This is a genomic window from Sphingobium aquiterrae (genome assembly GCF_037154135.1).
Taxonomy (GTDB): domain Bacteria; phylum Pseudomonadota; class Alphaproteobacteria; order Sphingomonadales; family Sphingomonadaceae; genus Sphingobium; species Sphingobium aquiterrae.
The window spans coordinates 158,051-183,128 of record NZ_JBANFL010000008.1 but is presented as its reverse complement, the minus strand read 5'-3'; the positions used below and the strand labels follow the sequence as shown (position 1 = coordinate 183,128).

At 66.0% G+C, this 25,078-nt stretch carries 23 protein-coding genes; 9 read left to right on the top strand and 14 right to left on the bottom strand.

The window, feature by feature from the left end:
- Positions 1-300 precede the first annotated feature (300 nt).
- Positions 301-1,086 carry a FadR/GntR family transcriptional regulator gene (locus tag WFP78_RS10760; RefSeq protein WP_336961691.1) on the top strand — a complete coding sequence of 262 codons (786 nt, stop codon included), beginning with the start codon at positions 301-303 and terminating at the stop codon, positions 1,084-1,086.
- Positions 1,087-1,389: 303 nt separating this feature from the next.
- Here the strand turns inward: WFP78_RS10760 and WFP78_RS10755 are convergent, their stop codons facing one another.
- Positions 1,390-4,326 (bottom strand): TonB-dependent receptor, encoded by a 2,937-nt coding sequence (locus WFP78_RS10755; RefSeq protein WP_336961688.1) that lies wholly within the window; start codon positions 4,324-4,326, stop codon positions 1,390-1,392.
- Between the two features lie 932 nt (positions 4,327-5,258).
- Here WFP78_RS10755 and manD point away from each other — a divergent pair.
- Positions 5,259-6,470, top strand: a complete 1,212-nt coding sequence (gene manD / locus WFP78_RS10750; RefSeq protein WP_336961685.1) for a D-mannonate dehydratase ManD — start codon at positions 5,259-5,261, stop codon at positions 6,468-6,470.
- Positions 6,471-6,475: 5 nt separating this feature from the next.
- The gene (locus tag WFP78_RS10745; protein ID WP_419722949.1) at positions 6,476-7,792 is read left to right on the top strand and encodes an MFS transporter; all 1,317 of its coding nucleotides are present in this window, start codon (positions 6,476-6,478) and stop codon (positions 7,790-7,792) included.
- Between the two features lie 61 nt (positions 7,793-7,853).
- Here the strand turns inward: WFP78_RS10745 and fghA are convergent, their stop codons facing one another.
- Genes fghA through WFP78_RS10725 form a run of 4 tightly spaced genes read right to left on the bottom strand, consistent with a single transcriptional unit; the run spans position 7,854 to position 11,171 of the window.
- A complete protein-coding gene (fghA, locus tag WFP78_RS10740; protein ID WP_336961786.1) occupies positions 7,854-8,693 on the bottom strand; it encodes an S-formylglutathione hydrolase in 840 nt (279 codons plus the stop codon).
- Positions 8,694-8,731: 38 nt separating this feature from the next.
- On the bottom strand, positions 8,732-9,619 hold the full coding sequence (gene purU / locus WFP78_RS10735) for a formyltetrahydrofolate deformylase (protein WP_336961682.1): 888 nt from the start codon (positions 9,617-9,619) through the stop codon (positions 8,732-8,734).
- A gap of 30 nt (positions 9,620-9,649) precedes the next feature.
- Entirely contained in the window at positions 9,650-10,039 is a 390-nt protein-coding gene (locus tag WFP78_RS10730) for a VOC family protein (RefSeq protein ID WP_336961679.1), read from the bottom strand.
- A 22-nt stretch (positions 10,040-10,061) separates the two neighbouring features.
- A complete protein-coding gene (locus WFP78_RS10725) occupies positions 10,062-11,171 on the bottom strand; it encodes an S-(hydroxymethyl)glutathione dehydrogenase/class III alcohol dehydrogenase (RefSeq protein WP_336961677.1) in 1,110 nt (369 codons plus the stop codon).
- Between the two features lie 197 nt (positions 11,172-11,368).
- Between WFP78_RS10725 and WFP78_RS10720 the strand changes: the two genes are divergently transcribed.
- Entirely contained in the window at positions 11,369-12,256 is an 888-nt protein-coding gene (locus WFP78_RS10720) for a LysR substrate-binding domain-containing protein (protein ID WP_336961674.1), read from the top strand.
- A 55-nt stretch (positions 12,257-12,311) separates the two neighbouring features.
- On the opposite strand, the gene WFP78_RS10715 is transcribed toward WFP78_RS10720, so the two are convergent.
- The 5 genes from WFP78_RS10715 to thiS form a co-directional block, all read right to left on the bottom strand.
- Complete coding sequence (locus tag WFP78_RS10715) at positions 12,312-12,962, bottom strand: CoA transferase subunit B (protein WP_336961671.1); 651 nt, start codon at positions 12,960-12,962, stop codon at positions 12,312-12,314.
- A gap of 3 nt (positions 12,963-12,965) precedes the next feature.
- Positions 12,966-13,880 (bottom strand): HAD family acid phosphatase, encoded by a 915-nt coding sequence (locus WFP78_RS10710; RefSeq protein WP_336961668.1) that lies wholly within the window; start codon positions 13,878-13,880, stop codon positions 12,966-12,968.
- 3 nt (positions 13,881-13,883) lie between these two features.
- Positions 13,884-14,591: a CoA transferase subunit A gene (locus WFP78_RS10705; RefSeq protein ID WP_336961666.1), complete on the bottom strand. Its 708-nt coding sequence runs from the start codon at positions 14,589-14,591 to the stop codon at positions 13,884-13,886.
- A gap of 306 nt (positions 14,592-14,897) precedes the next feature.
- Positions 14,898-15,320: a winged helix DNA-binding protein gene (locus tag WFP78_RS10700; protein WP_336961664.1), complete on the bottom strand. Its 423-nt coding sequence runs from the start codon at positions 15,318-15,320 to the stop codon at positions 14,898-14,900.
- A gap of 207 nt (positions 15,321-15,527) precedes the next feature.
- Complete coding sequence (thiS, locus tag WFP78_RS10695) at positions 15,528-16,532, bottom strand: sulfur carrier protein ThiS (RefSeq protein ID WP_336961662.1); 1,005 nt, start codon at positions 16,530-16,532, stop codon at positions 15,528-15,530.
- A gap of 166 nt (positions 16,533-16,698) precedes the next feature.
- Between thiS and aroQ the strand changes: the two genes are divergently transcribed.
- The 4 genes from aroQ to WFP78_RS10675 all read left to right on the top strand — a co-directional run bounded on the left by aroQ (position 16,699) and on the right by WFP78_RS10675 (position 19,392).
- A complete protein-coding gene (aroQ, locus tag WFP78_RS10690) occupies positions 16,699-17,139 on the top strand; it encodes a type II 3-dehydroquinate dehydratase (protein ID WP_336961660.1) in 441 nt (146 codons plus the stop codon).
- A 76-nt stretch (positions 17,140-17,215) separates the two neighbouring features.
- On the top strand, positions 17,216-17,683 hold the full coding sequence (accB, locus tag WFP78_RS10685; RefSeq protein WP_336961658.1) for an acetyl-CoA carboxylase biotin carboxyl carrier protein: 468 nt from the start codon (positions 17,216-17,218) through the stop codon (positions 17,681-17,683).
- A gap of 9 nt (positions 17,684-17,692) precedes the next feature.
- The gene (accC, locus tag WFP78_RS10680; protein WP_336961655.1) at positions 17,693-19,051 is read left to right on the top strand and encodes an acetyl-CoA carboxylase biotin carboxylase subunit; all 1,359 of its coding nucleotides are present in this window, start codon (positions 17,693-17,695) and stop codon (positions 19,049-19,051) included.
- Positions 19,048-19,392: an arsenate reductase family protein gene (locus WFP78_RS10675; protein ID WP_336961652.1), complete on the top strand. Its 345-nt coding sequence runs from the start codon at positions 19,048-19,050 to the stop codon at positions 19,390-19,392. The genes accC and WFP78_RS10675 overlap by 4 nt, the downstream gene beginning before the upstream one ends.
- A 25-nt stretch (positions 19,393-19,417) precedes the next feature.
- Here the strand turns inward: WFP78_RS10675 and WFP78_RS10670 are convergent, their stop codons facing one another.
- The 3 genes from WFP78_RS10670 to WFP78_RS10660 form a co-directional block, all read right to left on the bottom strand.
- Positions 19,418-19,858, bottom strand: coding sequence for a c-type cytochrome (locus tag WFP78_RS10670; protein WP_419722948.1), 441 nt, complete (start codon positions 19,856-19,858; stop codon positions 19,418-19,420).
- A gap of 55 nt (positions 19,859-19,913) precedes the next feature.
- On the bottom strand, positions 19,914-21,092 hold the full coding sequence (locus WFP78_RS10665) for an ROK family protein (RefSeq protein ID WP_336961646.1): 1,179 nt from the start codon (positions 21,090-21,092) through the stop codon (positions 19,914-19,916).
- Between the two features lie 96 nt (positions 21,093-21,188).
- Positions 21,189-22,193, bottom strand: a complete 1,005-nt coding sequence (locus WFP78_RS10660; protein ID WP_336961643.1) for a LacI family DNA-binding transcriptional regulator — start codon at positions 22,191-22,193, stop codon at positions 21,189-21,191.
- Between the two features lie 237 nt (positions 22,194-22,430).
- Here WFP78_RS10660 and WFP78_RS10655 point away from each other — a divergent pair, with 237 nt between their 5' ends.
- The gene (locus WFP78_RS10655; RefSeq protein ID WP_336961640.1) at positions 22,431-23,183 is read left to right on the top strand and encodes a ParA family protein; all 753 of its coding nucleotides are present in this window, start codon (positions 22,431-22,433) and stop codon (positions 23,181-23,183) included.
- Between the two features lie 143 nt (positions 23,184-23,326).
- On the opposite strand, the gene WFP78_RS10650 is transcribed toward WFP78_RS10655, so the two are convergent.
- Positions 23,327-25,078, bottom strand: coding sequence for a fatty acyl-AMP ligase (locus tag WFP78_RS10650; protein WP_336961783.1), 1,752 nt, complete (start codon positions 25,076-25,078; stop codon positions 23,327-23,329).

Genomic DNA, 25,078 nt, shown 5'->3' with positions numbered 1-25,078 from the left:
ACCTCTCCTCACCTGTTTCCAGCCTGTGCCGGCGTGCCGCCCCTGGCGGCACATCCAAATCGCCAGCGCCTCGACCATGGGCGCACTGGAAAATTAATTTTTACCAATTGGAATTACGACACACTATATTGTCTTACATTGGTGTCAATCGACCTTGCCAACATGAGAGGTTATTTGGCATCATTATGGTGGAGCTGGCCCGGATAGCCCTCACATGTGCCGTCAAGCCCGGCCTTGCCGAAAACCGGCCCACCGGCTAGGTCACATGGTTTGACATGATAAGGAACGCGAATTCGCGCAATGAACGTCCAGTCTGATCCGCACCCCGAACGCCTGTACCTGCAGGCGGCCCGTCAATTGGAGCGGTCGATCCAGCTGGGCATCTACCCCGTCAACAGCCGCCTGCCCGCAGAGCGCGAACTGGCGGAAACCCTGCATGTCAGCCGCCCCACGGTGCGGGAGGCGATCATCGTGCTGGAACTGCGCGGGCTGGTGCAGACCCGGCATGGCGCGGGCGTCTATGTGCTGTCGTCCACGCCGAGCGCGCCGGTGATGGACAATGTCGCCGCCGATGTCGGCCCCTTCGAAGTGACGGAGGCCCGGCGCCTGTTCGAGGGCGAGGCCGCGGCGCTGGCCGCCACGACGATCAGCGACACCGAACTGGCCGAGCTGGAGGGTTTTGTCGACCGCATGGCCGACCACAGCATCGACCAGGCCATAAGGGAAAAGGCCGATCGCGGCTTTCACCTGACCCTGGCGCGGGCGACACGCAACGAAGCCGTCGTCAATGTCGTGCAGTCGCTGTGGGACATGCGCTACCGCTCGCCGCTCTGCGTCTATTTCTTCAGCCTCGCGCGCGACATGGGCATCCAGCCGCCGGTCGACGACCATCGGCTGATCCTGGAGGCGCTGCACATGCATGACCCCGATGCCGCGCGACAGGCGATGCGCGCCCATCTGGCACGGGTGACGGACAGCCTGTTCCGTGCCACCGAGCATGACGCGCTGGAACGCGCCCGGCTGAAGGTGGACGAGCGCCGCCATGATTTCGCCCGCCGCGCGGGGATCGTCGAACGGCCGTCCTGACCGGGGCGCTGCTGCCCCCTGTTCTTCCGCAATAGCCACCCATCGCCCCGCGCCCCAATGGGCCGGCAAGGCGCGATCTGTGGTGCGCCCGGGCGCCGCGCCGGCGTGCGGACATCCCGTTCCTGCGCCATGACCGCCCGCAAATCTACCCTCGTCCGGACGGAATGGGGATCGCCCCGGCGCTCCCCGGCCGCACAAAAAAAAGGGCGCGGCCAGAGGCCAGCGCCGATAGTTTTCCAGGGGAAGGGGGAGGACCAACCCTGGGCTGGATGAGGACCGGGGCCCGAAGACCCCGGTCGTTCATCAGAACTTGTAGGTGACGCCCGCTTCGAACGTGCGTCCGGAGTGGATGTTGTAGAGGACGTCCTTACGCTGCGAGTCCATATAATAGACGGTGTGCTCGTCGGTCAGGTTGCTGCCGCTCAGCGACAGCTTGAAGTGATCGTTGATCGAGTAGGTCATGGACGCATCGACGAAGGTGGTCGGCGCCACCAGGTCGATGTCGCTGCCCGTGCCGACCGACGGCACCGCGCGGATATAGCCCGAACGGTAGTTCAGCGACCCGCGGAGGCTGAACTTGCTATCCTCATAATAGAGCGTCGCATTCGCCTGGTTCTTCGACAGGCCGATCAGCGGCTGGACCACCGTGGCGGCGGAACTGGTGTTGAGGAAATATTCGATGTTGGACGTGACGCGGGTATAGTTGAACAGCGCCCCCATATTATGCAGGAAGCTCGGCAGGAAGTTGAACTGCTGCTGATAGTTGACTTCGAAGCCGCGCAGCGGGCCGCCGGGCGTATTGACCTGCTGCGAAATGGTGAAGTCATCGCCCGCCGTCACCGACGTGCCCTGGAGCAGGCTGACCGGCAGGCCCGTCTGCGAGAAGGGCATGATAGTGGCGACAGTCTGGATATAGGTGTCGATCTTCTTGTAGAAATAACCGACCGACAACAGGCTGCCGCGACCGAAATACCATTCCGCCGACAGGTCCAGCGTCTTGGCCTTGATCGGTTCCAGATTGGGATTGCCGACGCTCGCCGCGCGGGTCAGCGGCGTGACGCTGGTGCCGGGCGAGAGCGAGGGCAGGTCGGGACGCGCCATCACCTTCGCCGCGGCCAGACGCAGCGTCAGCTTGTCGGTGATGTCCGCCGACAGGTTCAGCGACGGCAGCCAGTTGTCGTAGCTGCGGTTGACGGTGGTGGGAACCGATGTCGTCTGCCCCTGGAGATAGCCGAAGGACTTCTGGTCGGTGCGGACATAGCGCATCCCCAGGTCGCCGCGGATATGCACCGAACCCAGGTCGCCGTTCACCGCCGCCATCGCATAGGCCGACTTTTCGGTTTCGGTGATCGCATAGTTGCGGCCCAGATCGCGTCCGTCGTCGGCGCCGAAGAACTGGAAGGCCGGGTTATTGTAGAAATCGAACGTGGAAACGAACTTGTCCCAGTCCACCGTGCTCCAGGACGTCGGCACGCCGCCGGGCAGGCCCTTGCCGAAGCCGCTGACCGAGGTCGAAATGGAAGCCAGCGTCGTGCCCGACGGCAGCGCCGGGTTGACCGAGGAGGTGCGCTCTTCGTCGAAGGCGACGAATTTCGACCGGCGATATTGTCCGCCCACATGCAGCTTGAGCCAGTCATTGGCGTCGAAGGTCGCGTTGAGCTTCGCCATGCGGTTGTCGGTGGTCGCCCCGCCCCGGTTCGCGGTAGCCTGGCTGGTCATCGTGCCGTCCGCCGCGGTGTTGGGCGAATAGACGTAATTATTGGGGTCGTTGACGTCGAAACCGTAGTTGATGATCGCGAAATTGCTGTTCCGGATATCGTAGGAGAAGCCGTTCACATTATTGGCGAAGGTGATCACGTTCGCACGGATCGGCTCGCGCAGGCGCGACTGGTTGAGACCGACCTGCCCATCGACCCGGAAGCGATCGGAAAAGTCGTGCTTGAAGGTCAGCGTGCCCTGCTTGAGGGTCGTCGTGTAATCGTTGCGATAAGCCTGGCTGACGACATCGACGCCGTTGAACAGGCCATAGTCGACCGTGCCGTCGGGCGTGACATGCGCGTCGAGAACCGACGTTTCCGGCTTGCCCTGCGCAGCCGCGTTGCGGCCGAAGGACAGCGCCATCAGATAATAGTCGTCGCGCGACACCTTGTAACGCGTGTAGACGCCGTCCAGCACGATATCGGTATGGTCGTCGGGCTGCCACTGGAGCGAGCCGGTGAGGCCCAGGCGGGTGTAATGCTGGTCGCTGCGCTCGTAGCGCGGCAGGCGCGGCAGAAAGGCGTTCGCACTGTTGATCGCATCATAGGCGGCGGGGTTGGACGTGCGCGGCACGCCGTTGCCGCACATGGTCGGGCTGGAGCCGCGCAGGGCGTTGTTGCCCGGATTCTGCGGCGCGTAGCCGATGGGACTGCAGAAGCCGCCGTCCACGGTGGCCGGCAGGATGTTGGACGGGGCATAGCCTTCGTCGCGGGTGTCGCGCTGGGCATAGGCGGCGGCGATCAGGATGCCGAACTGGCCGTCGCTGCCGAACTTCTTCGACACCAGGCCCGTCAGGCGCGGCCCGGCATCATCGGCCAGGTCGCCATAGACCGCCTTGGCCGAAGCCGACAGGACGAAGTCGTCACGGAAATCGAAGGGACGCGGCGAGCGCAGATCCACGGTCGCGCCCAGCGATCCTTCCTCGATATCGGCCGAACTGCTCTTGCGCACCGTCAGGCTGGAGAAGATTTCGGAGGGATAGGCGCTGAAGTCGAAGGCGCGGCTGCGGCTCGACCCGCCGCCGCTATTGTTGATGTCGGTCTGGGCAACCTGGGAGTTCGCCTCCATGCCGCCGATCAGGACGCGAGTGAAGAGCGGGGGAAGTCCGCGCACGGTGATCTGGCGGCCTTCGCCGCCGTCGCCGCGGGCCAGCGCCACGCCGGGCACGCGCTGCATCGATTCCGCCAGGTTGGAATCGGGGAATTTGCCGATATCCTCCGCCAGGATGGTGTCGACCAGGCCGGAGCTTTCCTTCTTCAGCGCCAGCGCGTTGTCGAGGCTGCTGCGGAAGCCGGTAACGACAATGTCTTGCGCGGCATCGCCGCTACCGGCAGCCTCATCAGCCGCCGCGCCCGGTGCAGTCGGGCTTGGCTGAGACTGTTGAGGCGGTACTTGATCCTGCGCCCATGACGGCACAGCGACGATCATCGCGGCGGTCATCGCCGAAACCGAAACGCCGAATTTAAGAACAGTTCCTCTCACGTCATCCTCCCTATATCGACCCACCGGGCCGGCTTTCCCGAATACGCCTCAGGCGGCAGCCCCACTTTAATCGGCTCCATGAGGGAGGCCGCGGGCGACAATCCGCAAAACGCGCCCGATCTTAGATCGCCGGGTTGGCCATTTGGTAAGTCGAAACGTAAAAGCTGTAAAGCCAATTTTTTATTGGTAAGTCACATGTGTAACGAATGTGCCTGACAGAGGGGATAGACATTCCCCTTTCATCGCCGTCGCCCACCCACCCGGCCCCATGGGCAAACCGCCCAGAATTCAGGGGTTTCGAGGCGTCGGCCTGCCCCGACACACCCTGTCGAGAACCGCCCGTGGGGCGCATGGCACGGGGCAACCATCCCGGTGCCGGGGCTGCGATATCCAGGCCATCCGGTCAGGCAGCCAGGATCGGCGACCGCAAATGAAGGCTCCTGGGCATGGCGCAAACCGGCCCGGCCAGGCAGAGTCGGCGATCGGGAACCGGCAATCCACACGCCCGATCCGCGCATGCGCATCATCATCCTCTCCCCCTGGCCTCTCCTCTTGGCCTCTCCTCCTGGGATCATGAGGGGCTGCGTGCAGATGCGCCGATATTCGCCATCCTGTCCGGTATGGCATTGCCGGCCATCGCCCCCATTTTCGCGCATCTGGCGCGCGGCGGCATCCCAAGGCACCATCTCTCTCAATAGTGAGTTGACAGAACTGTCAGACCTGTTGCAGTCTTCTGTCATAATGAATGTCCGATGAGTCGACCTGCGGTGGATGATGTCGGCCGCAAAACAGAGAGAGGAGTATGCGCGATCCCTGATCGATCATATCTTGCGGCGCCCCTGCGGGCGCCTGCCGCTGCGTCGAACATCGGCGCTTCCCGCCCGACCGGGATTGCCGGTCGCATCCCCCTTCCTCTCATCATTCGGTAAGTCATGGCGCGCATCACTCACGCAAAGGTCATCGTCACCTGTCCGGGCCGCAATTTCGTCACGCTCAAGATCGAGACCGATCAGGGCGTCTACGGGGTTGGCGACGCCACGCTCAACGGACGCGAGCTGGCGGTCGCCAGCTATCTGAACGATCATGTGATCCCCTGCCTGATCGGGCGGGACGCGCATCGGATCGAGGATATCTGGCAATATCTCTACAAGGGCGCCTATTGGCGGCGCGGCCCCGTGACCATGAGCGCGATCGCCGCGGTCGACATGGCGCTGTGGGATATCAAGGGCAAGATCGCCGGCCTGCCGCTCTATCAGCTGCTGGGCGGCGCCAGCCGGGAAGCGGTGATGGTCTATGGCCATGCCAACGGCACGGACGTCGCCGAAACCATCGACAACGCGCTACGCTATCAGGCGGAGGGCTATAAGGCGATCCGCCTGCAGTCGGGCGTGCCGGGGCTCGCATCCACCTATGGCGTATCGAAGAACCGCTATTATTACGAGCCGGCGGATTCCGACCTTCCCTCGGAAAACTGCTGGTCGACCAGCAAATATCTCCGCTCGGTCCCGCCGCTGTTCGAACAGGCGCGCGATGCGCTGGGCTGGGACGTGCATCTGCTGCACGACATCCACCACCGCCTGACACCGATCGAGGCTGGGCGGCTGGGCAAGGATCTGGAACCCTATCGCCCCTTCTGGCTGGAGGATGCGACCCCGGCCGAGAACCAGGCGAATTTCCGCCTCATCCGCCAGCACACCACCGCGCCGCTGGCCGTGGGGGAGATCTTCAATTCGCTGTGGGACGCCAAGCAGCTGATCGAAGAGCAGCTGATCGACTATATCCGCGCGACCGTGGTCCATGCCGGCGGCATCACCCATTTGCGGCGGCTGGCCTCCTTTGCCGACATCCACAATGTCCGCACCGGCTGCCATGGCGCCACCGACCTGTCGCCCGTGTCCATGGCGGCGGCGCTGCATTTCGACCTGAGCGTGCCCAATTTCGGCATCCAGGAATATATGCGCCACACCGAGGAGACCGATGCGGTCTTCCCCCATGCCTACAGCTTTGCGGACGGCATGATGCATCCGGGCGATGCGCCGGGCCTTGGCGTCGACATCGATGAAGCACTCGCCGCGACATATGACTATAAGCGCGCCTTCCTGCCGGTGAACCGGTTGGAAGACGGCACCATGTTCAACTGGTAAGGCCGATGATGACCAAGATACAAAGCGCGGTTCCGCGCGGAAGGGTCCGCTGGATCATCTGCCTGCTGCTGTTCGCGGCGGTGGTGCTCAGCTATATCGACCGCCTGGTCCTCTCGGTGCTCAAGCCCACCTTGCAGGCGGACTATGGCTGGACCGAAACCGGCTATGGCGATGTCGTCTTCTGGTTCCAGGCCGCCTATGGCATCGGCTTCCTGCTGTTCGGCCGGCTGATCGACAAGGTCGGGGCCAAGATCGGCTATCTCGTGGCGATGAGCCTGTGGACGGTGGCCCATATGGCCCATGGCCTGGTGACATCGACCCTGGGCTTCACCTTGATGCGCATCCCCATGGCGCTGGGCGAATCGGGCACCTATCCTGCGGCGCTGGCCGCCGCGTCGGAATGGTTCCCCAAGCGCGAGCGGGCGCTGGCGATCGGCATCTTCAATGCCGGCGCCAATGTCGGCGCCATCGTGACCCCGCTGATCGTCCCCGTCCTGACACTCGCCATGGGCTGGCAGAGCGCCTTCTGGGTCACTGGCCTGTTCAATGTCGTGTGGATCGCCGCCTGGATCATCTTCTACCGGCGTCCGCGCGAACATCCCCGGATCACGCAGGAAGAGCTGGCCTATATCGAGGCCGATCCGCAGATCGAGCAGCGCCCCGTCGCATGGCGCCGGCTGCTCGCCACCCGGCAGGCCTGGGCCTATATGGCCGGCCGCTTCCTGATCGACCCGGTCTGGTGGATGTTCCTGTTCTGGCTGCCGGACTTCCTGCACCGGCGCTATGGCATCGACCTGTCGGGCTATGGTCCGCCGCTGGTCGCCGTCTACCTGATCTCCGACGCCGGCTCGATCATCGGCGGGCTTGCCTCCTCACGGATGCTGGCACGCGGGTTCAGCGCCAACCGGGCGCGCAAGCTGGCCATGCTCGGCTGCGCGCTGGTGGTCGTCCCCGTCGCCTTTGCCTCCGCGGCGCCCAATGCGATCATCGCGGTCGGCCTGATCGGCCTGGCCTGCGCCGGGCACCAGGGCTTTTCCAGCAACCTGTTCGCCATGCCGGCCGACCTGTTCCCGCGCTGGGCGCTCGGTTCGGTCGTCGGGCTGGGCGGCTTTGCCGGAGCGGTCGGCGGCATGATGATGAGCAAATTCGCCGGCTGGGTTCTGGAAACGGCGGGCAGCTACACGCCCATCTTCCTGCTGTGCGGCTTTGCCTATCTGCTGGCGCTGCTGGTCGTCCACCTCATCAACCCCAGCTATGCGCCGGTGACGAAATATGCCGTGGTCGACACCGACCAGACCGGCGCCGCCGCCGCCGCATCCTGAACCGGCCCTGCGATCCCGTCGCCCTTCCGGGGGGCGGGATCGCGGGCGGGGCGCGATCCGCTCAGGCGTCCAGCCGCTCCGCATGCCAGCGCAGATGATCCGCCATGACGGTGGAGATGAAATAATAGCTGTGGTCATAGCCCGGCTGCAGCCGCAGCGTCAGCGGGATACCGGCGGCGGCGCAGGCCGCCTGCAGCAGTTCCGGGCGAAGCTGTTCCGCGAGGAACGGGTCCGATTCGCCCTGGTCCACCAGCAGGCTTGAGACGCGGGCGCCATCCTCGATCAGCGCGACGGCGTCATGCGCCCGCCATGCGACCCGATCCGCGCCCAGATAGCCGCCCAGCGCCTTTTCGCCCCAGGGCACCTGGCCGGGCGCGACGATGGGCGCGAAGGCGGAAACGGCCCTGAAACGATCGGGGAAGGTCAGGCCGATGGTCAGCGCGCCATGGCCGCCCATGCTATGCCCCATGATCGACTGGCGCGCCATGTCGGCGGGAAAATGGGCGCCGACCAGCGCCGGCAACTCCTGCGTCACATAATGCCACATGCGGTAGTGCCGGTCGAACGGCGCCTGCGTCGCATCGACATAGAAGCCCGCGCCCAGCCCGAAATCATAGGCGCCCTCCGCATCGTCGGGCACGCCATCGCCGCGGGGCGAGGTGTCGGGCGCAACGAAGATCAGCCCCAGTTCCGCGCAGGCGCGGCGGAACTCGCCCTTCTCCGTCACATTGGCATGGGTGCAGGTGAGGCCGGAGAGATACCAGACGACCGGCAGCCTCGCGCCCGGCGCATGGGGCGGAACATAGACGGAAAAAGTCATGTCCGTGCCCGTGGCGCCAGACGCATGGCGATAGACGCCCTGCGTGCCGCCAAAGGCCCTGTTCGTGGAAAGCGTCTCCAGCACTGTTTCGGGTATCGTTTCAGGCATTGTTTCGGGCCTCATTGGAAAACCACGGTCCGGCCGCCGTTCAGGAACAATCGCCGTTCGCCAAAGGCGTTGACGGCGCGGGCCAGCACCTGCGCCTCGATATCGCGGCCGATGCGGATGAAATCCTCCACCGAGGCGCGATGATCCACGCGCTCGACCGCCTGCTCGATGATCGGGCCTTCGTCCAGGTCGCCGGTCACGAAATGCGCGGTCGCGCCGATCAGCTTCACACCCCGCTCATGCGCCCGGTGATAGGGGCGCGCGCCCTTGAAGCCGGGCAGGAAGCTGTGATGGATGTTGATGCAGCGTCCCGCCAGCCGCCGCGCGAAACCGCTCGACAGCACCTGCATATAGCGCGCCAGCACCAGCAGGTCGGCGCCCGCCTGCGCCATCAGCGCCTCGATCGCGCGCTCCTGCGCGTCGCGGCGCCCCTCATCGACGGGAAGATGATGCCAGGGCAGGCCATGCCATTCGACCAGCGGGCGCAGGCTGTCATGGTTGGAGACGACGCCGGCGATCTCCACCGCCAGCGTGCCGGTGCGCCAGCGATGGAGCAGGTCGTTGAGGCAATGCGAGCCCCTGGAGACCGCGATCAGCACGCGCGGCTTGCGGTCCGCCCCGGTCAGCGACCAGTCGAAGGCGAAGCGCGCGGCGACGGGCGCGAAGGCCGTGCGCAACGCCCCGCCACCGTCCGGCACATCGTCCGACACATCGCCCTGCCCGTCGCTATCGCCGCCGGTGAACAGCACGCGCATGAAGAATCGCCCGGTCTCAAGATCGGCATATTGCTGGCTGTCGAGGATGAAGCCGCCGCGTACCGCCAGAAACCCGCTGACGGCCGCAACGATGCCGACCCGGTCTTCGCAGGTCAGCGTCAATATCCATCCGGCATCAGTCACGGCGCGCGCCCGTCTCGCCCCGGCCCGGCGTCATCGGCTCATGCGTCCTCGGAATTGGGCGAAGGCGCAGATCTTGTTGCCGCACGGGTCGCGCAGATAGGCGCCATAGGCATTGCCCGGCGCATTGGGCCGCTTGCCCGGCGCGCCCTCGTCGCTGCCGCCATGGGCAAGGCCGGCGGCGTGGAAGGCATCCACCGCGTCCTTGCCGGGCGCGGCGAAGCCGATGGTGCCGCCATTGGCGAAACAGGCGCCTTCGCCATTTACCGGCTTGCCCACGCCAAAGGCACCGGTCGGGCTCCGATAGAAGACGCGCTCGCCGAACACCGTGCCCGCGCCGATGCCCAGCGCGCCCAGCACGGCATCGTAAAAGGCTTTTGCGGCGGCGGCATCGTTGGTGCCGACCATGATATGCGTGAACATGCTGTTACCCTTCTTGCGATGCCTAAAAGACGACGACGCTGCGGATGCTCTCGCCCGCATGCATCAGGTCGAACCCCTTGTTGATCTCCTCAAGGCTCAGCACATGGGTGATCATCGGGTCGATCTGGATCTTGCCGTTCATATACCAGTCTACGATCTTGGGCACGTCGGTTCGCCCCTTGGCGCCGCCGAATGCCGTGCCGCGCCAGTTGCGGCCCGTCACCAGCTGGAAGGGCCGCGTGCTGATCTCCTTGCCCGCCTCGGCCACGCCGATGATGATGCTGGTGCCCCAGCCGCGATGGCAGGCTTCCAGCGCCTGGCGCATGACCGTGGTGTTGCCGGTGCAATCGAAGGTGTAGTCCGCCCCGCCATCGGTTAGCGCGACCAGATGCGCGACGATATCGCCGTCGATATCCTTGGGATTGACGAAATGGGTCATGCCGAACTTGCGGCCCCACTCCTCCCGGTCGGGATTGATGTCGACGCCGATGATCATGTTGGCGCCCGCCATCCTCGCGCCCTGCAGCACGTTGAGGCCGATGCCGCCAAGGCCGAAGATGATGACATTGTCGCCCACCTGCACCTTGGCGGTGTTCACCACCGCGCCCACGCCCGTCGTCACGCCGCAGCCGATGTAGCAGCTCGTCTTGAACGGCGCATCCTCCCGGATCTTCGCCACCGCGATCTCGGGCAGCACGGTGAAGTTGGAGAAGGTGGAGCAGCCCATATAATGGAAGATCGGCTGCCCCTTGTAAGAAAAGCGCGTCGTGCCGTCCGGCATCAGCCCCTTGCCCTGCGTCGCGCGGATCGCGGTACACAGGTTGGTCTTGCCCGAAAGGCAGCTTTTGCACTGGCGGCATTCGGGGGTGTAGAGCGGGATCACATGGTCGCCCGGCTTGACGCTGGTCACGCCCGCGCCGACCTCCCGCACGATGCCCGCGCCCTCATGGCCCAGGATCGAGGGGAAGATGCCTTCGCTGTCGAGGCCGTCCAGCGTATAGGCATCGGTATGGCAGATGCCTGTCGCCATGATCTCGACCAGCACTTCGCCCGCCTTGGGCCCTTCCAGATCGAGTTCCACGATCTCCAGCGGTGTCTTCGCTGCAAACGCTACGGCGGCGCGGGTCTTCATGCCTTACTCCTGCGGTCCTGGTCACATTCTCGTCGGTCGCGCATCTGGTGACGCCAATTGCGCGCATTGGCAACGGGCGGCGACATCCGCCGGGTCGGATTTTCGCCATGCGTCGGCCAGAAGCGCCTGTAGCAATATCCCCCGCACGCGATAAATAGCTCGCTTGGGGATTCATTATTTCTTCTGTGGGACAATCAATGTCGAGTTGGGACGGGATCGACGAATTCGTCGCGGTGGCGAGTGCCGGCAGCTTTCGCGGCGGCGCGGCGGCGCTGGGCATGTCCACCACCCATATGAGCCGCGCCATCGCCGCGCTGGAGGCGCGCGTCCAGGCGCAGCTGTTCAATCGCACCACCCGCACCGTGCGCCTGACCGATACCGGCCGCGTCTTCCTGGACCATTGCCGGCGCATCGTGATGGAGCGGGACGAAGCCATCGGCCTCATCAACGAGCGTGGCGAGCCGCAGGGCGACCTGCGGGTCACCTGCTCGACCGCGATGGGCGAGCGGTTCATCGCGCCGCTGGTCCGCATCTTTGCCGAGCGGCACCCCAGGCTGAACGTCACCATCGACCTGACCAATCGGCTCGTAGACCTTGTGACCGAAGGCCATGACCTTGCCGTGCGGACCGGGCAGCTGGCGGACTCCCGCCTGATCGGCACGCGCATCGCCTCGCGCACGCTCTACACCTGCGCGGCGCCCGCCTATCTCGACCGGCATGGCCGCCCGCGCCGCATCGCGGACCTTGGCGACCATGAATGCCTGATCGGCACGGCCGCGACATGGCATTTCAAAGTCGACGGGCGGGACGAGACCTACCGCCCGAAGGGGCGCTGGCGCTGCAACAGCGGCGCCGCCATTGTCGATGCCGCCATGGCGGGCATGGGCGTCTGCCAGTTGCCCGAATTCTATGTGCTGCCGCTCATTGCCCAGGGCCGGCTGGAACAGCTGCTGCCCGATTGCTCATCCGATGACGAGCCGATCTGGGCGGTCTATCCCCAGCGCCGGCACCTGCTGCCCAAGATCACCGAACTGGTCGAACTGCTGCGCTGCGAACTGCCCATGGCGCTTGGCCGGCGCGCCTGACATCCGCACGCCGCCCCCCGGACGATCCGCCCCGGACGATCCGCCCCGAAACCCCTCAGCTCAGATAATGCGCCGTCGTCCTGGCCGCGATATCCTGCGCGGTCACGCCCGGCGCCGTTTCGACCAGCCTGAACGGGCTGTCATGGTCCGGCCGCTGGAACACGCACAGGTCGGTGATGATCATGTCGACCACATTCTTGCCGGTCAGCGGCAGGGTGCAGGCCGGGATGAACTTGGGGTCGCCATTTTTCGATGTGTGCTCCATCACGACGATGATCTTCTTGACGCCCGCGACCAGGTCCATCGCGCCGCCCATGCCCTTGATCATCTTGCCCGGGATCATCCAGTTGGCGATATCGCCATTTTCCGCGACCTCCATCGCGCCGAGCACGGTCAGGTCGATATGGCCGCCGCGGATCATCGCGAAACTGTCCGCGCTGGAGAAATAGGCGGTCTGCGGCAGCTCGCTGATCGTCTGCTTGCCCGCGTTGATCAGGTCGGCATCCTCCTCGCCCTCATAGGGGAAGGGGCCGATGCCGAGCATGCCGTTTTCCGATTGCAGCGTCACCTCGACGCCCTCGGGGATATGGTTGGCCACCAAGGTCGGGATGCCGATGCCCAGGTTCACATAGAAACCGTCCTGCAATTCCTTCGCGGCGCGCGCGGCCATTTCATCACGGGTCCAGCCTTGGGATTCCTGGGGCATCGTCTACTCCTTGGGCACGCCGGGGTCTTCCCAGCGCTTGTCGATTGGAAACACATCGTCGAAGCCGCCCTTCAGGCCGCTTCCATAAACCGGGTTGGGCAGCACGAACCAGCCATGCCCCCACATCTGCGCCGCCGCGCCACGGATCGCGGCCATGCGGCGCGCGGGCACGGGGGCGACCTGGTTGAACAGGTCGCTGAAATCGCCCAGCTGGTCGCCCCCCATGGCGATGACGCAATAGCGGGCGGCGATCGTCCAGCGGCGGCCATCCTTCTTCGATCCCATGGCGTCGTCGCCCATCAGGAACAGCGTCTCGCCCGGCACCGCCTTGCCCAGGCCCGCATGGGCGATGGCCTGCGCGGTGAAGGCCGCATTGTCCTTCGCCCGGTTGGAATTGAAGATGACGGTGACGCCCATCTTGCGCAGCGCATTGACGGCAAAGACCGCGCCCGGCACCGGCGCCACCTTCTCGGCCCCGGTCTTTTCCCAGCGATCCCAGCGCGCGGTGTTGAAGCCCGTCTGGTGCCGCGCATCGGCATATTCGGCGCCAAGATTGAGGACCAGCGTTTCGTCCACGTCGAACAGGGCGGCAAACGGCTTGTCGCCGCATGGCGCGAACGCCGGGGCATCCAGCGTGGCACCCTGCGCCAGCACGACGCTGTCGGTCGGGCGTCTGGCCGTCACGCCCTGCGCATAGTCCAGCAGCGCCCGGAACGCCTGAATGGACAAGGCCCCGGCCTCACCGGAACCATAGAGATATTGCATCTGTGGCGGCGGCGACGGCGGCAGTTCGCGGATCACGATGTCGTTGCCGGCAAGCGCGCTGCCCGTGGGCGGCGGCGCGGCGGGCACGGGGCCGGGTTGCGCGGCGCAGCCCGCCAGCATCACCGATATCGCCAGTGCTGTCGCCCCCCGCATGACTCAGGCGGCCTCGCGGGGCCTTGTCGTCCTGAACTCGATCTTCTTGTCATAGGGCGCGCCGACGATCATGCGCTTCACATAGATGCCGGGCAGGTGGATCGCGTCGGGATCGAGGCTGCCGGTCGGCACCACTTCCTCAACCTCGACAACACAGATCTTCGCGGCGGTCGCCATCGGCTGGTTGAAATTGCGCGCGGTCTTGCGGAAGATGAGGTTGCCGCTTTCGTCCGCCTTCCAGCCCTTGATGATCGCGAGATCAGCGAAGATGCCGCGTTCCAGGATATAATCCTGCCCGTCGAAGTTCTTCACTTCCTTGCCTTCGGCGACCTGCGTGCCGACGCCCGTCTTCGTGTAGAAGCCGGGGATGCCCGCGCCGCCGGCGCGGCAGCGCTCGGCCAGCGTGCCCTGCGGGCAGAACTCCACCTCCAGCTCGCCCGCCAGATATTGCCGCTCGAACTCCTTGTTCTCGCCGACATAGCTGGAGATCATCTTCTTCACCTGACGGGTGCGCAGCAGCTTGCCCAGCCCCTCGCCGTCGATGCCGGCATTGTTCGATGCGATGGTGAGGTCCTTCACGCCGCTGGCGAGGATCGCGTCGATCAGCCGCTCGGGAATGCCGCACAGGCCAAAGCCGCCGGCACAAATCTGCATCCCGTCGAACAGCAATCCGTCCAGCGCGGACGCCGCATCGGCATAGAGTTTCTTCATGGCTCCAGCTCCCCTTCCCTATGATTCGCATCCGCCGCCAGCGGTGATCCGCCTGACATGCGCGAGGTTCGCATAAGACGCCGACAAGCGCCGGTCAATTTGCGCAGGGGCGAAAACGACATTGCCCTGCCGGAACGGGATCAAAGATGCCTGGGCAGGATCGAAGACGCCCGGGCAGGACCATATGGTAAAGGCGCGCACCCTGTCGGCGGCAAGCCGGCACCGGCCACGCCTATGTCATTCTGCCATGATGTAGCATCGAGCCGCCAGGAAAGGCAGCGTCCGGCCAGCGCCCGTGCCCGGCGATCAGCCCTGTTTCGCCTCGAATCCGCCCATCGCATCGAAGATGTCGATGAACCGGGCCACCATCTCCCGCCCCCGGTCGGTGATGGAGAGCAGCTTGCGCCGATTGTCGCGCGGATCGGTGTTGCGGATCAGCAGCCCCGAATCGATCAGCGTCTGGATAGCCCGCAGCGCCGTCGTCTGCGGCACCCGCGCGGCGATGCAGGCGTCGCCCACCGTCACCCGCACATCGGCTTCATCATGCAGAAAGGCGTCGATCAGCAGGTTGAATTCCGCATCGCGGATCAACCCGTCGAAGACCTGCTGCCTTATCTCGCAAAACCGCTCGATCACTTTGGCACGGGCGCGCCGCCCGCCCTGCAGCGCCGGCGCGGCTTCGGCTTCGATAAACGGCCAGCTTGGGGTCCGCCCCTTTACGGCGCTCATAAGGTCGCTCGCTGCGGCGAGATTGCGCGCAGGCGAAGAGAATCGACGTCCATCCTGTTCATCATCGCCAGCTCCTCAGGCAACGGCGCCCCCGCCCTTCCAGAATATCCGGCATTCACAACACGTTGCGCCATGATCAACGTCGCATACATACAAGCGTTGTCAAGGCGTAATCAAATTTTAAGCCATGTTATTGCGCCATCATACTCAAATCAGCCCGGCAAGCGGGCTGGACGGGTCGGCATATAAGCGACGGCCCATGCGCCCGGCACGATAAGCGAGCCTTCCGGCGTCCACCGCGGCCTTCATCGCCGCCGCCATCATTACAGGATCGCGCGCCTCGGCGATAGCGGTGTTCATCAGCACGCCGGTGCATCCCAGCTCCATCGCCACCGCCGCATCGGATGCCGTGCCGACCCCCGCGTCGACCAGCACCGGCAGGCTGGTGCCCTCCACGATCAGGCGGATCGTCACCCTGTTCTGGATGCCCAGGCCCGATCCGATCGGCGCGCCCAGCGGCATGATGGCGACGGCGCCGGCATCCTCCAGCCGCTTGGCCGCGATCGGATCGTCGACGCAATAGACCATCGGCTTGAAGCCTTCCTTGGCCAGCACTTCGGTCGCGCGCAGCGTTTCGTGCATGTCGGGGTAGAGCGTGCGTGCCTCGCCCAGCACCTCCAGCTTCACCAAGTCCCAGCCGCCCGCCTCACGCGCCAGGCGCAGCGTGCGGATCGCCTCCTCGCCGGTGAAGCAGCCGGCGGTGTTGGGCAGATAGGTGACTTTCTTCGGGTCGATATAGTCGGTCAGCATCGGCGCCTTGGGGTCGGAGACATTGACCCGGCGCACGGCGACCGTGACGATCTCCGCGCCCGAAGCCTCCAGCGCGGCGGCGTTCTGCGCGAAATCCTTGTACTTGCCGGTGCCCACGATCAGCCGCGAGCGGAACGTCCGGCCGGCGACCGTCCAGCTATCGTCGCTCACGGCCGCGACATGGTCGCCGCCACCGACAAAATGCACGATTTCCAGCTCGTCGCCATCCTCCACCAGCACCTGCGCCAGGGTGGAGCGCGGCACCACTTCCAGATTGCGTTCCACCGCCACCTTTTCCGGCACCAGCCCCAGTTCGCCCGCCAGCCCGGCCAGGGTGATCCCCGCCCGCACGCGCCGATGCTCGCCGTTCAGATGGATGGAAATGGTGCCGTCAACGCTCATGCCTGGTCCTGTCGCTGCATATTCTCTCGCGCAGGGCGGGCCTGCGCATCATATCATGTCTCGACTTGGCGGGACACGAACGGCTAAGGACGTCCCCCAAGGGGACAAGCCGCTGACCGCATATAGGGACAGCACAGGCCCGCCCGCAACAGACAAGGATGCGCCGATGGCCGATGCCCGGAAAATCTACGTGCTGAACGGTCCCAACCTGAACCTGCTGGGAACGCGCGAGCCCGATATCTATGGCTATGACACGCTGGACGACATCGCCGAGCGGATGGACGATGCCGCCGCCCGCGCGCATGTGGAGGTGGATTTCCGCCAGTCCAACCATGAAGGCCATCTGATCGACTGGCTGCACGAAGCCAATGCGGAAGGCGCGCACGCCGTCATCATGAACCCCGGCGGGCTGACCCACACGTCCGTCGCGCTGCTGGATGCGATCAAGTCCATCACCGTCCCGGTGATCGAAATCCACCTGTCGAACCCGCATGCGCGTGAGCCTTTCCGGCACAAAAGCTATGTCGGCATGGCGGCGAAGGGCACGATCGCGGGCTTTGGCCCCCTCTCCTACATGCTGGCGCTGGAAGCCGCGCTGGAGCTTTGAGCGGTTGCACTCCGGGGCAAAGCGCAATAGGCGCTGGCGCCAATCCAAAGAACCGTAGAGATTTTCGAGGGTCGGAATGAACGACAAGAATGAAAAGGGCGCCATGAACGTCGATGTGGAACTGGTGCGCCAGCTGGCCGAGCTGCTGGATGTGACCCACCTGACCGAGATCGAGGTCGAGGACGGCGACCGCAAGATCCGCGTGGCGCGCAAGGCCGCCGCCATCGCCGCGCCCGCCTATGCCCCGGCACCAGCGCCGGTTGCAGCGGCCGCTGTCGCAGCGCCCGCCGCCGAAGCACCGGTGCCGGCCGCCAATGCCGTCAAATCGCCGATGGTCGGCACCGTCTACCTTGCGGCCGAGCCGGGCGCCGCGCCCTTCATCGCCGTGGGCAAGCAGGTGAAGGCCGGCGACACGCTGCTGATCGTGGAAGCGATGAAGGTCATGAACCCGATCACCGCGACCGCCGGCGGCACCGTGAAGGCCGTGCTGGTGGAGAACGGCCAGCCGGTCGAATTCGACCAGCCGCTTGTCGTCGTCGAGTAAGGCAAGGCCATGACCATCGAGAAGCTGCTGATCGCCAATCGCGGCGAGATCGCGCTGCGCATCCACCGCGCCTGCCATGAAATGGGCATCAAGACGGTGGCGGTCCACAGCACGGCCGATACCGACGCCATGCATGTGCGGCTGGCCGACGAAGCGATCTGCATCGGGCCGCCGGCGGCCAAGGACAGCTATCTCAACATCGCCAACATCATTTCCGCCGCCGAGATTTCCGGCGCGGACGCGATCCATCCGGGTTACGGCTTCCTGTCGGAAAACGCCCAGTTCGCCGAGATCGTGGAAGCGCATGGCATCGCCTTTGTCGGCCCGAAGCCCGAGCATATCCGGATCATGGGCGACAAGGTGGAAGCCAAGCGCACCGCCGGCGCGCTGGGCCTGCCGCTCGTCCCCGGCTCCGCCGGTGCGATCAGCGATGTCGCGGAGGCCAAGGCGATCGCGGCCGAAATCGGCTATCCCGTGCTCATCAAGGCGGCATCGGGCGGCGGCGGGCGCGGCATGAAGGTCGTCCCCTCCGAAGACCAACTCGAAACGCTGATGAAGCAGGCGGGCAGCGAGGCCAAGGCGGCGTTCGGCGACGACACCGTCTATATGGAAAAATATCTCGGCAATCCGCGCCATATCGAATTCCAGGTGTTCGGCGACGGCAATGGCAACGCCATCCACCTTGGCGAGCGCGACTGCTCGCTGCAGCGCCGGCACCAGAAGGTGCTGGAGGAGGCCCCCTCCCCCGTCATCTCGTCCGAGGTGCGCAACAAGATGGGCGAAGTGGTGCGCAAGGCGATGGCCGACATGAGCTATCGCGGCGCCGGCACCATCGAATTCCTCTACGAGGACGGCGAATTCTACTTCATCGAGATGAACACCCGGCTTCAGGTCGAGCATCCGGTGACGGAGATGATCACCGGCGTCGACCTTGTCCGCGAGCAGATCCGCGTTGCCGAGGGCAAGCCGCTCTCCGTCGAACAGGAAGACCTGCGCTTCACCGGCCATGCGATCGAATGCCGCATCAACGCGGAAGACCCGCGCACCTTCGCCCCCTCGCCGGGCACCGTCACCAGCCTGCACGTGCCGGGCGGCATGCATGTGCGCGTCGATAGCGGCCTGTATCAGGGCTATAAGGTGCCGCCCTATTATGACAGCATGATCGGCAAGCTGATCGTCTATGGCCGCACCCGCGAAGGCTGCATCATGCGGCTGAAGCGCGCGCTGGAGGAATATGTGATCGAGGGGATGAAGACCACGATCCCGCTCCACCAGGCACTGCTGAAAGACCCGGACTTCCAGAACGGCGACTATACGATCAAGTGGCTGGAAGAATGGCTGGCGAAGCAGAATGAGAGCGCCGCATGAAGGCGACCATCTGGCACAACCCCAAATGCGGCACGTCGCGCAAGACGCTGGCGATCCTTGAGGAAACGCCGGGCGTCGATGTGGAGGTGATCGAATATCTCAAGCAGCCCTATACGCGTGCCAAGCTTGCCCAGTTGATCGCCGACGCGGGCCTCACCCCGCGCGAGGCGCTGCGCCTGATGGGCACGGATGCCGAGGAACGCGGCCTGCCGGAGATGGACGGCGACGCCATCCTGGACGCGATGACCGCCGACCCCGCCTATGTGAACCGGCCCTTCGTGGAGACGGAAAAGGGCGTGCGCTTCTGCCGCCCGCAGGACAAGGTGCGCGAAATCCTGTAGGGATTGCGCCGGGCATGGCCGTGGCTCAGTCCGCCTGCGTCCGCAGATAGGCGATGATATCCGCCCGGTCGAGCGGGTCGGGCACCCCGGCGAAGGTCATCTTCGTGCCCGGCGCGAAACGCATCGGCGCGGCGATCCACGCATCCATGCGCGCGTCATCCCACCGGCCGCCCGCCGCGGACAAGGCATAGGTATAACCATAGTTCGGGCTGGCCCCGCCCACCGGCTTTCCCAATATGCCATGCAGATTCGGCCCCGCCAGGTCGAGCGCGCCCTTCCCGATGGAGTGGCAGGCCAGACATTGCCCGAATTTCCCCGCGCCCGCGTCCACGCTTGCAACCTTGAGCAACGCGGCAAGCGTCGGCCTGGGGCCGGCGGCGCGAAGCCGGGCGGCGTGATCGTCATCGGAACAGCCACCAAGGACCGCCGCCGACAGCAGGACCAGCGTGGAGATGAGCACGCGCATGAGCATGGCGCCCGTTAGCGCAGGCCGGGCGTTCTGGCCACCATGTCGCGCGCCCTTACAGCCCCGCCGCGTCGATCCCCAGCACGATGGCGCCCAGCGGGCCGGCATCGGCGCCCAGTGCCGGCGGCACCAGCAGCGCCGCCATCGCATCGGCATCCAGATCGTCCAGATAGCCGCCCAGCAGGCCCAGCGCATGGGCGCGGATGCGCGGCAGCAGCGCGCGGCGGGACTGGATGACGCCGCCGCCCAGCACCAGCCGCTCGGGCGACAGGGCAAGGATCAGCATCGCCGTCCATTCGGCCAGGTCGATGGCGACCCGCTCCCACAGCGGATCGTCGTCCGCCACCTGCGCCAGCGGACGCGGCGCGCGGGCGATCAGCCCCGGCCCGCTCACCAACCCTTCCAGGCAATCGCCATGGCTGGGACATCCGCCGGCAAAATCGTCCCCCGCCTGCCGCCGGATGCGCATATGCCCGGCCTCCGGGTGCAGGCGGCCATGGACCGGCCTGCCGTCCACCACCAGCCCCAGGCCGACGCCGGTGCCGATGGTCGCATAGCCATGCACGCCGCAGCTCACGGACGCGCCCCATCGCCCCTCCGCCAACGCGGCGCCCGCGACATCGGTGTCGATGCCGATGGGCACGGCGAAGCGGCGGGCGAAATGGCCATGGATGTCCACCCCCGCCCAGCCGGGCTTGGGGGTATTGCCCATATGGCCGAAGCCGGGCTTTGTGGGGTCCAGATGCAGCGGGCCGAAGCTGGCGATGCCGATCGCGGCAAAGGGCGACTCCCGCGCCCAGGCCGCCAGCATGCCGGACATCAGGTCCAGCGTGTCCGGCGTGCCGGTGGGCCAGCGCTGCTGGCGCAGGATCGTGCGGCCGCGCGCCAGCGTGGCGATGCATTTGGTGCCGCCCAGTTCGATCCCCGCGACCAGCGGCCCGTCCACCGGCTCCTGCGCGCTCATGCCGGCCTGGCCCGCGCGCCGTCCGGCATCGGGCGCGGTTGCGGGGCAGGCGTTCCGCCAACATGGGCGCGCGCGGCCACAACGGCCCGGCATGGGTGGGAAAGACCGATCATATCGCCCAAGGCTCTGCACCGTCGGATCGGGCAGGACAAGACCGCAATGGGCCTGAAATGGTGCTTTGCCCGGATTGGCCCCGGCGCCCGCAGGATGCTGGCGGACGCTCCATTCCGCCACGCCCCGCTCGCCCACGACCATATGGTGGAACGCCATCGCGTTACGATCGAGCGAGACGATTGCCGAAGCGAACCATTTTTGACAGCGACGGTGTGCCCTGTCCCCATGCGCCCGAACATTCAGGTCGGGCACTCAGGCCGATGCGCGCTTCACCAGGGTCGGCGCCATGCAGACCGATTCCGCGTCCCGCCCGGCCATGCGCGCGAACAGCAGGTCGACCATATGCCGGGCACCGCGCGCCACATCCTGCCTGACGGTGGTGAGCGGCGGCGTGGCCTGCGCGGCGATCATCGCATCGTCATGGCCGATCACGGCCACGTCGCCGGGCACCTGCAGCCCGGCCTCGGCCAGCGCCTGCAACGCGCTCATCGCGATCATGTCCGACGCGGCGACGATGCCGTCCAGGGCCGGCCGCTGGGCCAGGAAGGCGCGGATGGCCGCGTGCGAGGATGGTGGCGCCCAATGTGTCGGCAGTAGCAGCCCCGGCCCCTTGCCCGCCTGCGCCAGCGCCTGACGGAAGCCAGCAAGGCGCGCGGCGCATCCGGGCACCAGCGCATTGCCGAAAAAGGCCAGATGCGCGCGGCCCTGCGCCAGCAGATGTTCGGCAGCGATCCGGCCGGCCGCGACATTGTCCGTCCCCACGGTCAACTGGCGATAGCCGTCCATCGCGGCTCCCCACACCACCAGCGGGCGATATCGCGCCGCGACCCGCTCGATCATGTCGATCTGGCCGGATTGCCCGATCAGCAGCACGCCATCCACCCTGCCCCCGCGGACGATCCCGTCCAGCCATGCGCCGTCGCCCGGCATCGCGCGCGACAGCAGCAGGTCATAACCCCGCGCCGCCAGCGCATCGACCAGCGGGTCGAGCAGGCGCATGGCAAAGGGATCGGGCAGAGGCCGGTCGGCGCCCCGCCCCGGCGGCAGCACGACACCGATCGCCCCGGCGCGCTTCAGGCGCAGATTGCGGGCCGCGCGATTGATCTGGAAGCCATGCCGCTCCGCCAGCGCCGCGATCCGCCGGCGAGTCGCCTCCGCGATCATCGGGTTGCCGGCCAGCGCGCGCGAGACGGTGGACACCGAAACGCCCGCGATCCGGGCAAGCCCCGCAAGGCTGGAGACGGTTGGGGGTGGCATTTCGGAAAGAGCTTACACCATCGCCGTCGCACGCCAATCCGTGGCATGCGGCCGTCGCCATATCGCCTGCCCGGCGCGATGCATGATATCATATTGCGACGCGAACCTGCCCGGCAGGCGCCCCTGCCCTTCCTTGAGGGCGCACGCCCCATCGGCATGTCGCGCCGATGTCTCCATTCCGTAACATTCGCGTGATTGAACTTGCCACGGGGGGGCGGCAGGACTTAGCCTGCCGTCATGAACAAGGACGATACCGCATTGGCGACCATCGCTGTCTACAGCCTGAAGGGCGGCGTCGGGAAAACCACGGTTGCCGTCAACCTTGCCTGGGCCTCCGCCACCATCTCGAAACGCCGGACCTTGCTGTGGGATCTCGATCCGCAGGGCGCATCCAGCTGGCTGCTGTCGGGCGCGCCGGCGTCTAAGGATGCCGCGCAGGCGATCTTCAGCAAGGATGTCGACATCCGCGCGCTGATCCAGCCGTCCTCGGTGCCGGGCATCGACCTGATCGCCGCCGACACGTCGCTGCGCAGCCTGGACCATCTGTTCCGCGAGATGGACAAGAAGAAGCGGCTCGCCAAGCTGATCGACGGGCTGGGCAAGGATTATGACCGCATCATCCTGGATTGCCCGCCCGGCCTCACCGAAACCAGCGAGCAGGTGCTGCGCGCCGCCGATCTGGTGGTGGTGCCGGTCATCCCCTCGCCGCTGTCGCAGCGGGCGCTGGGCGAAGTCGCGCGCTATCTGGTGCAGCGCGGCGGCACCCACGCACCGATCCTGCCGGTCTATTCGATGGTCGACCGGCGGCGCGGCCTGCACCGCTCGGCGATCGAGGCGCAGCCCGACTGGCCCGTCATCCCGATGGCCAGCACGATCGAGCAGATGACGGTGCGCCGCAAGCCGCTGGGCAGCTTTGCGGGCACATCCCCGGCCGCGCAGGAATTTGCGGGGCTGTGGACCGCGATCGAGCGGCAGCTGGCGACGCGCTGAACGCCCAAGGCGTGTGCAGACCATGCCGCGCTCCTGCGGAGGCAGTCGAGATGAGTCACGTGCCTCACTCGACCGGCGCGTAGAAAAGCGGCCTCGGTCTTGAAACCCCTGGGCTCCTGCTTTCGCAGGAGCACGGGAACGGTTCAGGCCGCGATGTCGTAAGGCCGGATTTCACCCGAAAGATACAGGTTGCGCGCCTTCGAACGGCTGAGCTTGCCCGAGCTGGTGCGCGGCAGGGTGCGCGGCGGCACCAGCTCCACGACGCAGTTCATGCCGGTGATCGCGCGGACCCGCTCGCGGATCTGGTCGCGCAGGCGCGAACGCTCCTCATTGTCGGAGGTGCGGCAATGCACCAGCACGGCGGGCGTTTCCTCGCCGCCCGGCGTGGTGATCGCAAAGGCGGCGATATCGCCCTGCTTGAAGCCGGGAAGCTGTTCCACCGCCCATTCGATATCCTGCGGCCAGTGATTCTTGCCGTTGATGATGATCATGTCCTTGGCGCGGCCCACCACATACAGATAGCCGTCGCTCAGATAGCCCATGTCGCCGGTGTCGAGCCAGCCGTCGACCAGGCAGGCGTCGGTCGCCTCCTGGTCGCGGAAATAGCCGACCATCAGGCTGGGGCCGGTCGTCCACACCTTGCCGATCTGCCGTTCGGACAGGAGGGCGCCGTCCTCGTCGCGGATTTCGACCTTCATGTCCTTGGCGGGCTTGCCGCAATTGACGATGGCGCGGAAACGCTGGGGCCGCCCCTCGGTCGAATCGCCGCCCGAAAGGTCGGTCTCCTCGACCAGCTCGACCATGATGCCCTCGCCGGGCGGCATGATGGTGACGGCCAGCGTCGCTTCGGCAAGGCCGTAGCTGGGCAGGAAGGCGCCGGGCGAGAAGCCCGCGTCGCCGAACGCGTCGACAAAGCCCTGCATCACGTCCGGGCGGATCATGTCGGCACCATTGCCGGCCAGCCGCCAGCGCGACAGGTCGAAACGGTCGGCCGCCTTGGTCTGGCTGGACATGCGGCGCGCGCAGATATCGTAGCCGAAGGTCGGCGAATAGCTGATCGACGTGCCTTTGTTGCGGCTGATAAGGTCCAGCCAGGCGAGCGGACGGCGCGCGAAATCCTCTGTCTTCAGATAATCGCCCGATACCTGGTTGGCGATGAGCCCAAGGAAGCAGCCGACCAGACCCATGTCATGATACCAGGGCAGCCAGCTGATGCAGCGGTCGCTTTCCTGCAGGTGCATGCCATGGCTGTGCGCCGACAGATTGTGCAGCAGCGCACTGTGCGTCACCGCCACGCCATGCGGGAAGCGGGTGGAGCCGCTGGAATATTGCAGATAGCAGATATCGTCGGTCGACGCCTGCGGCAGCGGGCATTGCTGCACCGGCCGGGCGATGAAATCCTCGTAGGACATCGGCGCCACGCCATTCTGCCGCGCGGCCTCGCTCGCCATGTCGCCAAGCTCGGCGGGATAGAGCAGCATCCTGGGGTCGCAGCTCTGCAGCTGGACGGCGAGCTGGTCGATATAGCTTTCCTTGCCGCCGAAGCTGGTAGGCAGCGGCAGCGGCACCGGCCAGGCGCCGGCATAGACGGTGCCGAAGAACAGCTGGGCGAACTCCGTGCCCGTTTCGGCGACCAGCGCGATCCGGTCCTGCGGGCGCACGCCCTGCGCGATCAGGCGATAGGCGCAGGCCAGCGCATCGGCGCGCAGCTCCGAAAAGCGATAGGGCCGCACGAGATTGCCGCGCGGATCATGGAAGTTGAGGCCGCGCACGCCCTCCCCGGCATAATCCAGCGCCTCCCCCAGCGTGGCGAAATCCGAAAAACGGCGCGGCAGCGCATCGTTGGTGGGAGTCGGCGCGAGTGCAGCCTGCTCACCCTTGTGCGAACCCGTCAT

Coding starts and splice junctions, on each gene's coding strand:
- WFP78_RS10650 (WP_336961783.1), bottom strand. CDS start 25,078: ATGACGGGTTCGCACAAGGGTGAGCAGGCTGCACTCGCGCCGACTCCC.
- WFP78_RS10655 (WP_336961640.1), top strand. CDS start 22,431: ATGAACAAGGACGATACCGCATTGGCGACCATCGCTGTCTACAGCCTG.
- WFP78_RS10660 (WP_336961643.1), bottom strand. CDS start 22,193: ATGCCACCCCCAACCGTCTCCAGCCTTGCGGGGCTTGCCCGGATCGCG.
- WFP78_RS10720 (WP_336961674.1), top strand. CDS start 11,369: ATGTCGAGTTGGGACGGGATCGACGAATTCGTCGCGGTGGCGAGTGCC.
- aroQ (WP_336961660.1), top strand. CDS start 16,699: ATGGCCGATGCCCGGAAAATCTACGTGCTGAACGGTCCCAACCTGAAC.
- WFP78_RS10715 (WP_336961671.1), bottom strand. CDS start 12,962: ATGCCCCAGGAATCCCAAGGCTGGACCCGTGATGAAATGGCCGCGCGC.
- WFP78_RS10700 (WP_336961664.1), bottom strand. CDS start 15,320: ATGAGCGCCGTAAAGGGGCGGACCCCAAGCTGGCCGTTTATCGAAGCC.
- WFP78_RS10670 (WP_419722948.1), bottom strand. CDS start 19,858: ATGCGCGTGCTCATCTCCACGCTGGTCCTGCTGTCGGCGGCGGTCCTT.
- manD (WP_336961685.1), top strand. CDS start 5,259: ATGGCGCGCATCACTCACGCAAAGGTCATCGTCACCTGTCCGGGCCGC.
- accC (WP_336961655.1), top strand. CDS start 17,693: ATGACCATCGAGAAGCTGCTGATCGCCAATCGCGGCGAGATCGCGCTG.
- thiS (WP_336961662.1), bottom strand. CDS start 16,532: ATGAGCGTTGACGGCACCATTTCCATCCATCTGAACGGCGAGCATCGG.
- WFP78_RS10705 (WP_336961666.1), bottom strand. CDS start 14,591: ATGAAGAAACTCTATGCCGATGCGGCGTCCGCGCTGGACGGATTGCTG.
- WFP78_RS10730 (WP_336961679.1), bottom strand. CDS start 10,039: ATGTTCACGCATATCATGGTCGGCACCAACGATGCCGCCGCCGCAAAA.
- WFP78_RS10760 (WP_336961691.1), top strand. CDS start 301: ATGAACGTCCAGTCTGATCCGCACCCCGAACGCCTGTACCTGCAGGCG.
- WFP78_RS10745 (WP_419722949.1), top strand. CDS start 6,476: ATGATGACCAAGATACAAAGCGCGGTTCCGCGCGGAAGGGTCCGCTGG.
- WFP78_RS10725 (WP_336961677.1), bottom strand. CDS start 11,171: ATGAAGACCCGCGCCGCCGTAGCGTTTGCAGCGAAGACACCGCTGGAG.
- WFP78_RS10675 (WP_336961652.1), top strand. CDS start 19,048: ATGAAGGCGACCATCTGGCACAACCCCAAATGCGGCACGTCGCGCAAG.
- accB (WP_336961658.1), top strand. CDS start 17,216: ATGAACGACAAGAATGAAAAGGGCGCCATGAACGTCGATGTGGAACTG.
- WFP78_RS10665 (WP_336961646.1), bottom strand. CDS start 21,092: ATGGCGTTCCACCATATGGTCGTGGGCGAGCGGGGCGTGGCGGAATGG.
- WFP78_RS10710 (WP_336961668.1), bottom strand. CDS start 13,880: ATGCGGGGGGCGACAGCACTGGCGATATCGGTGATGCTGGCGGGCTGC.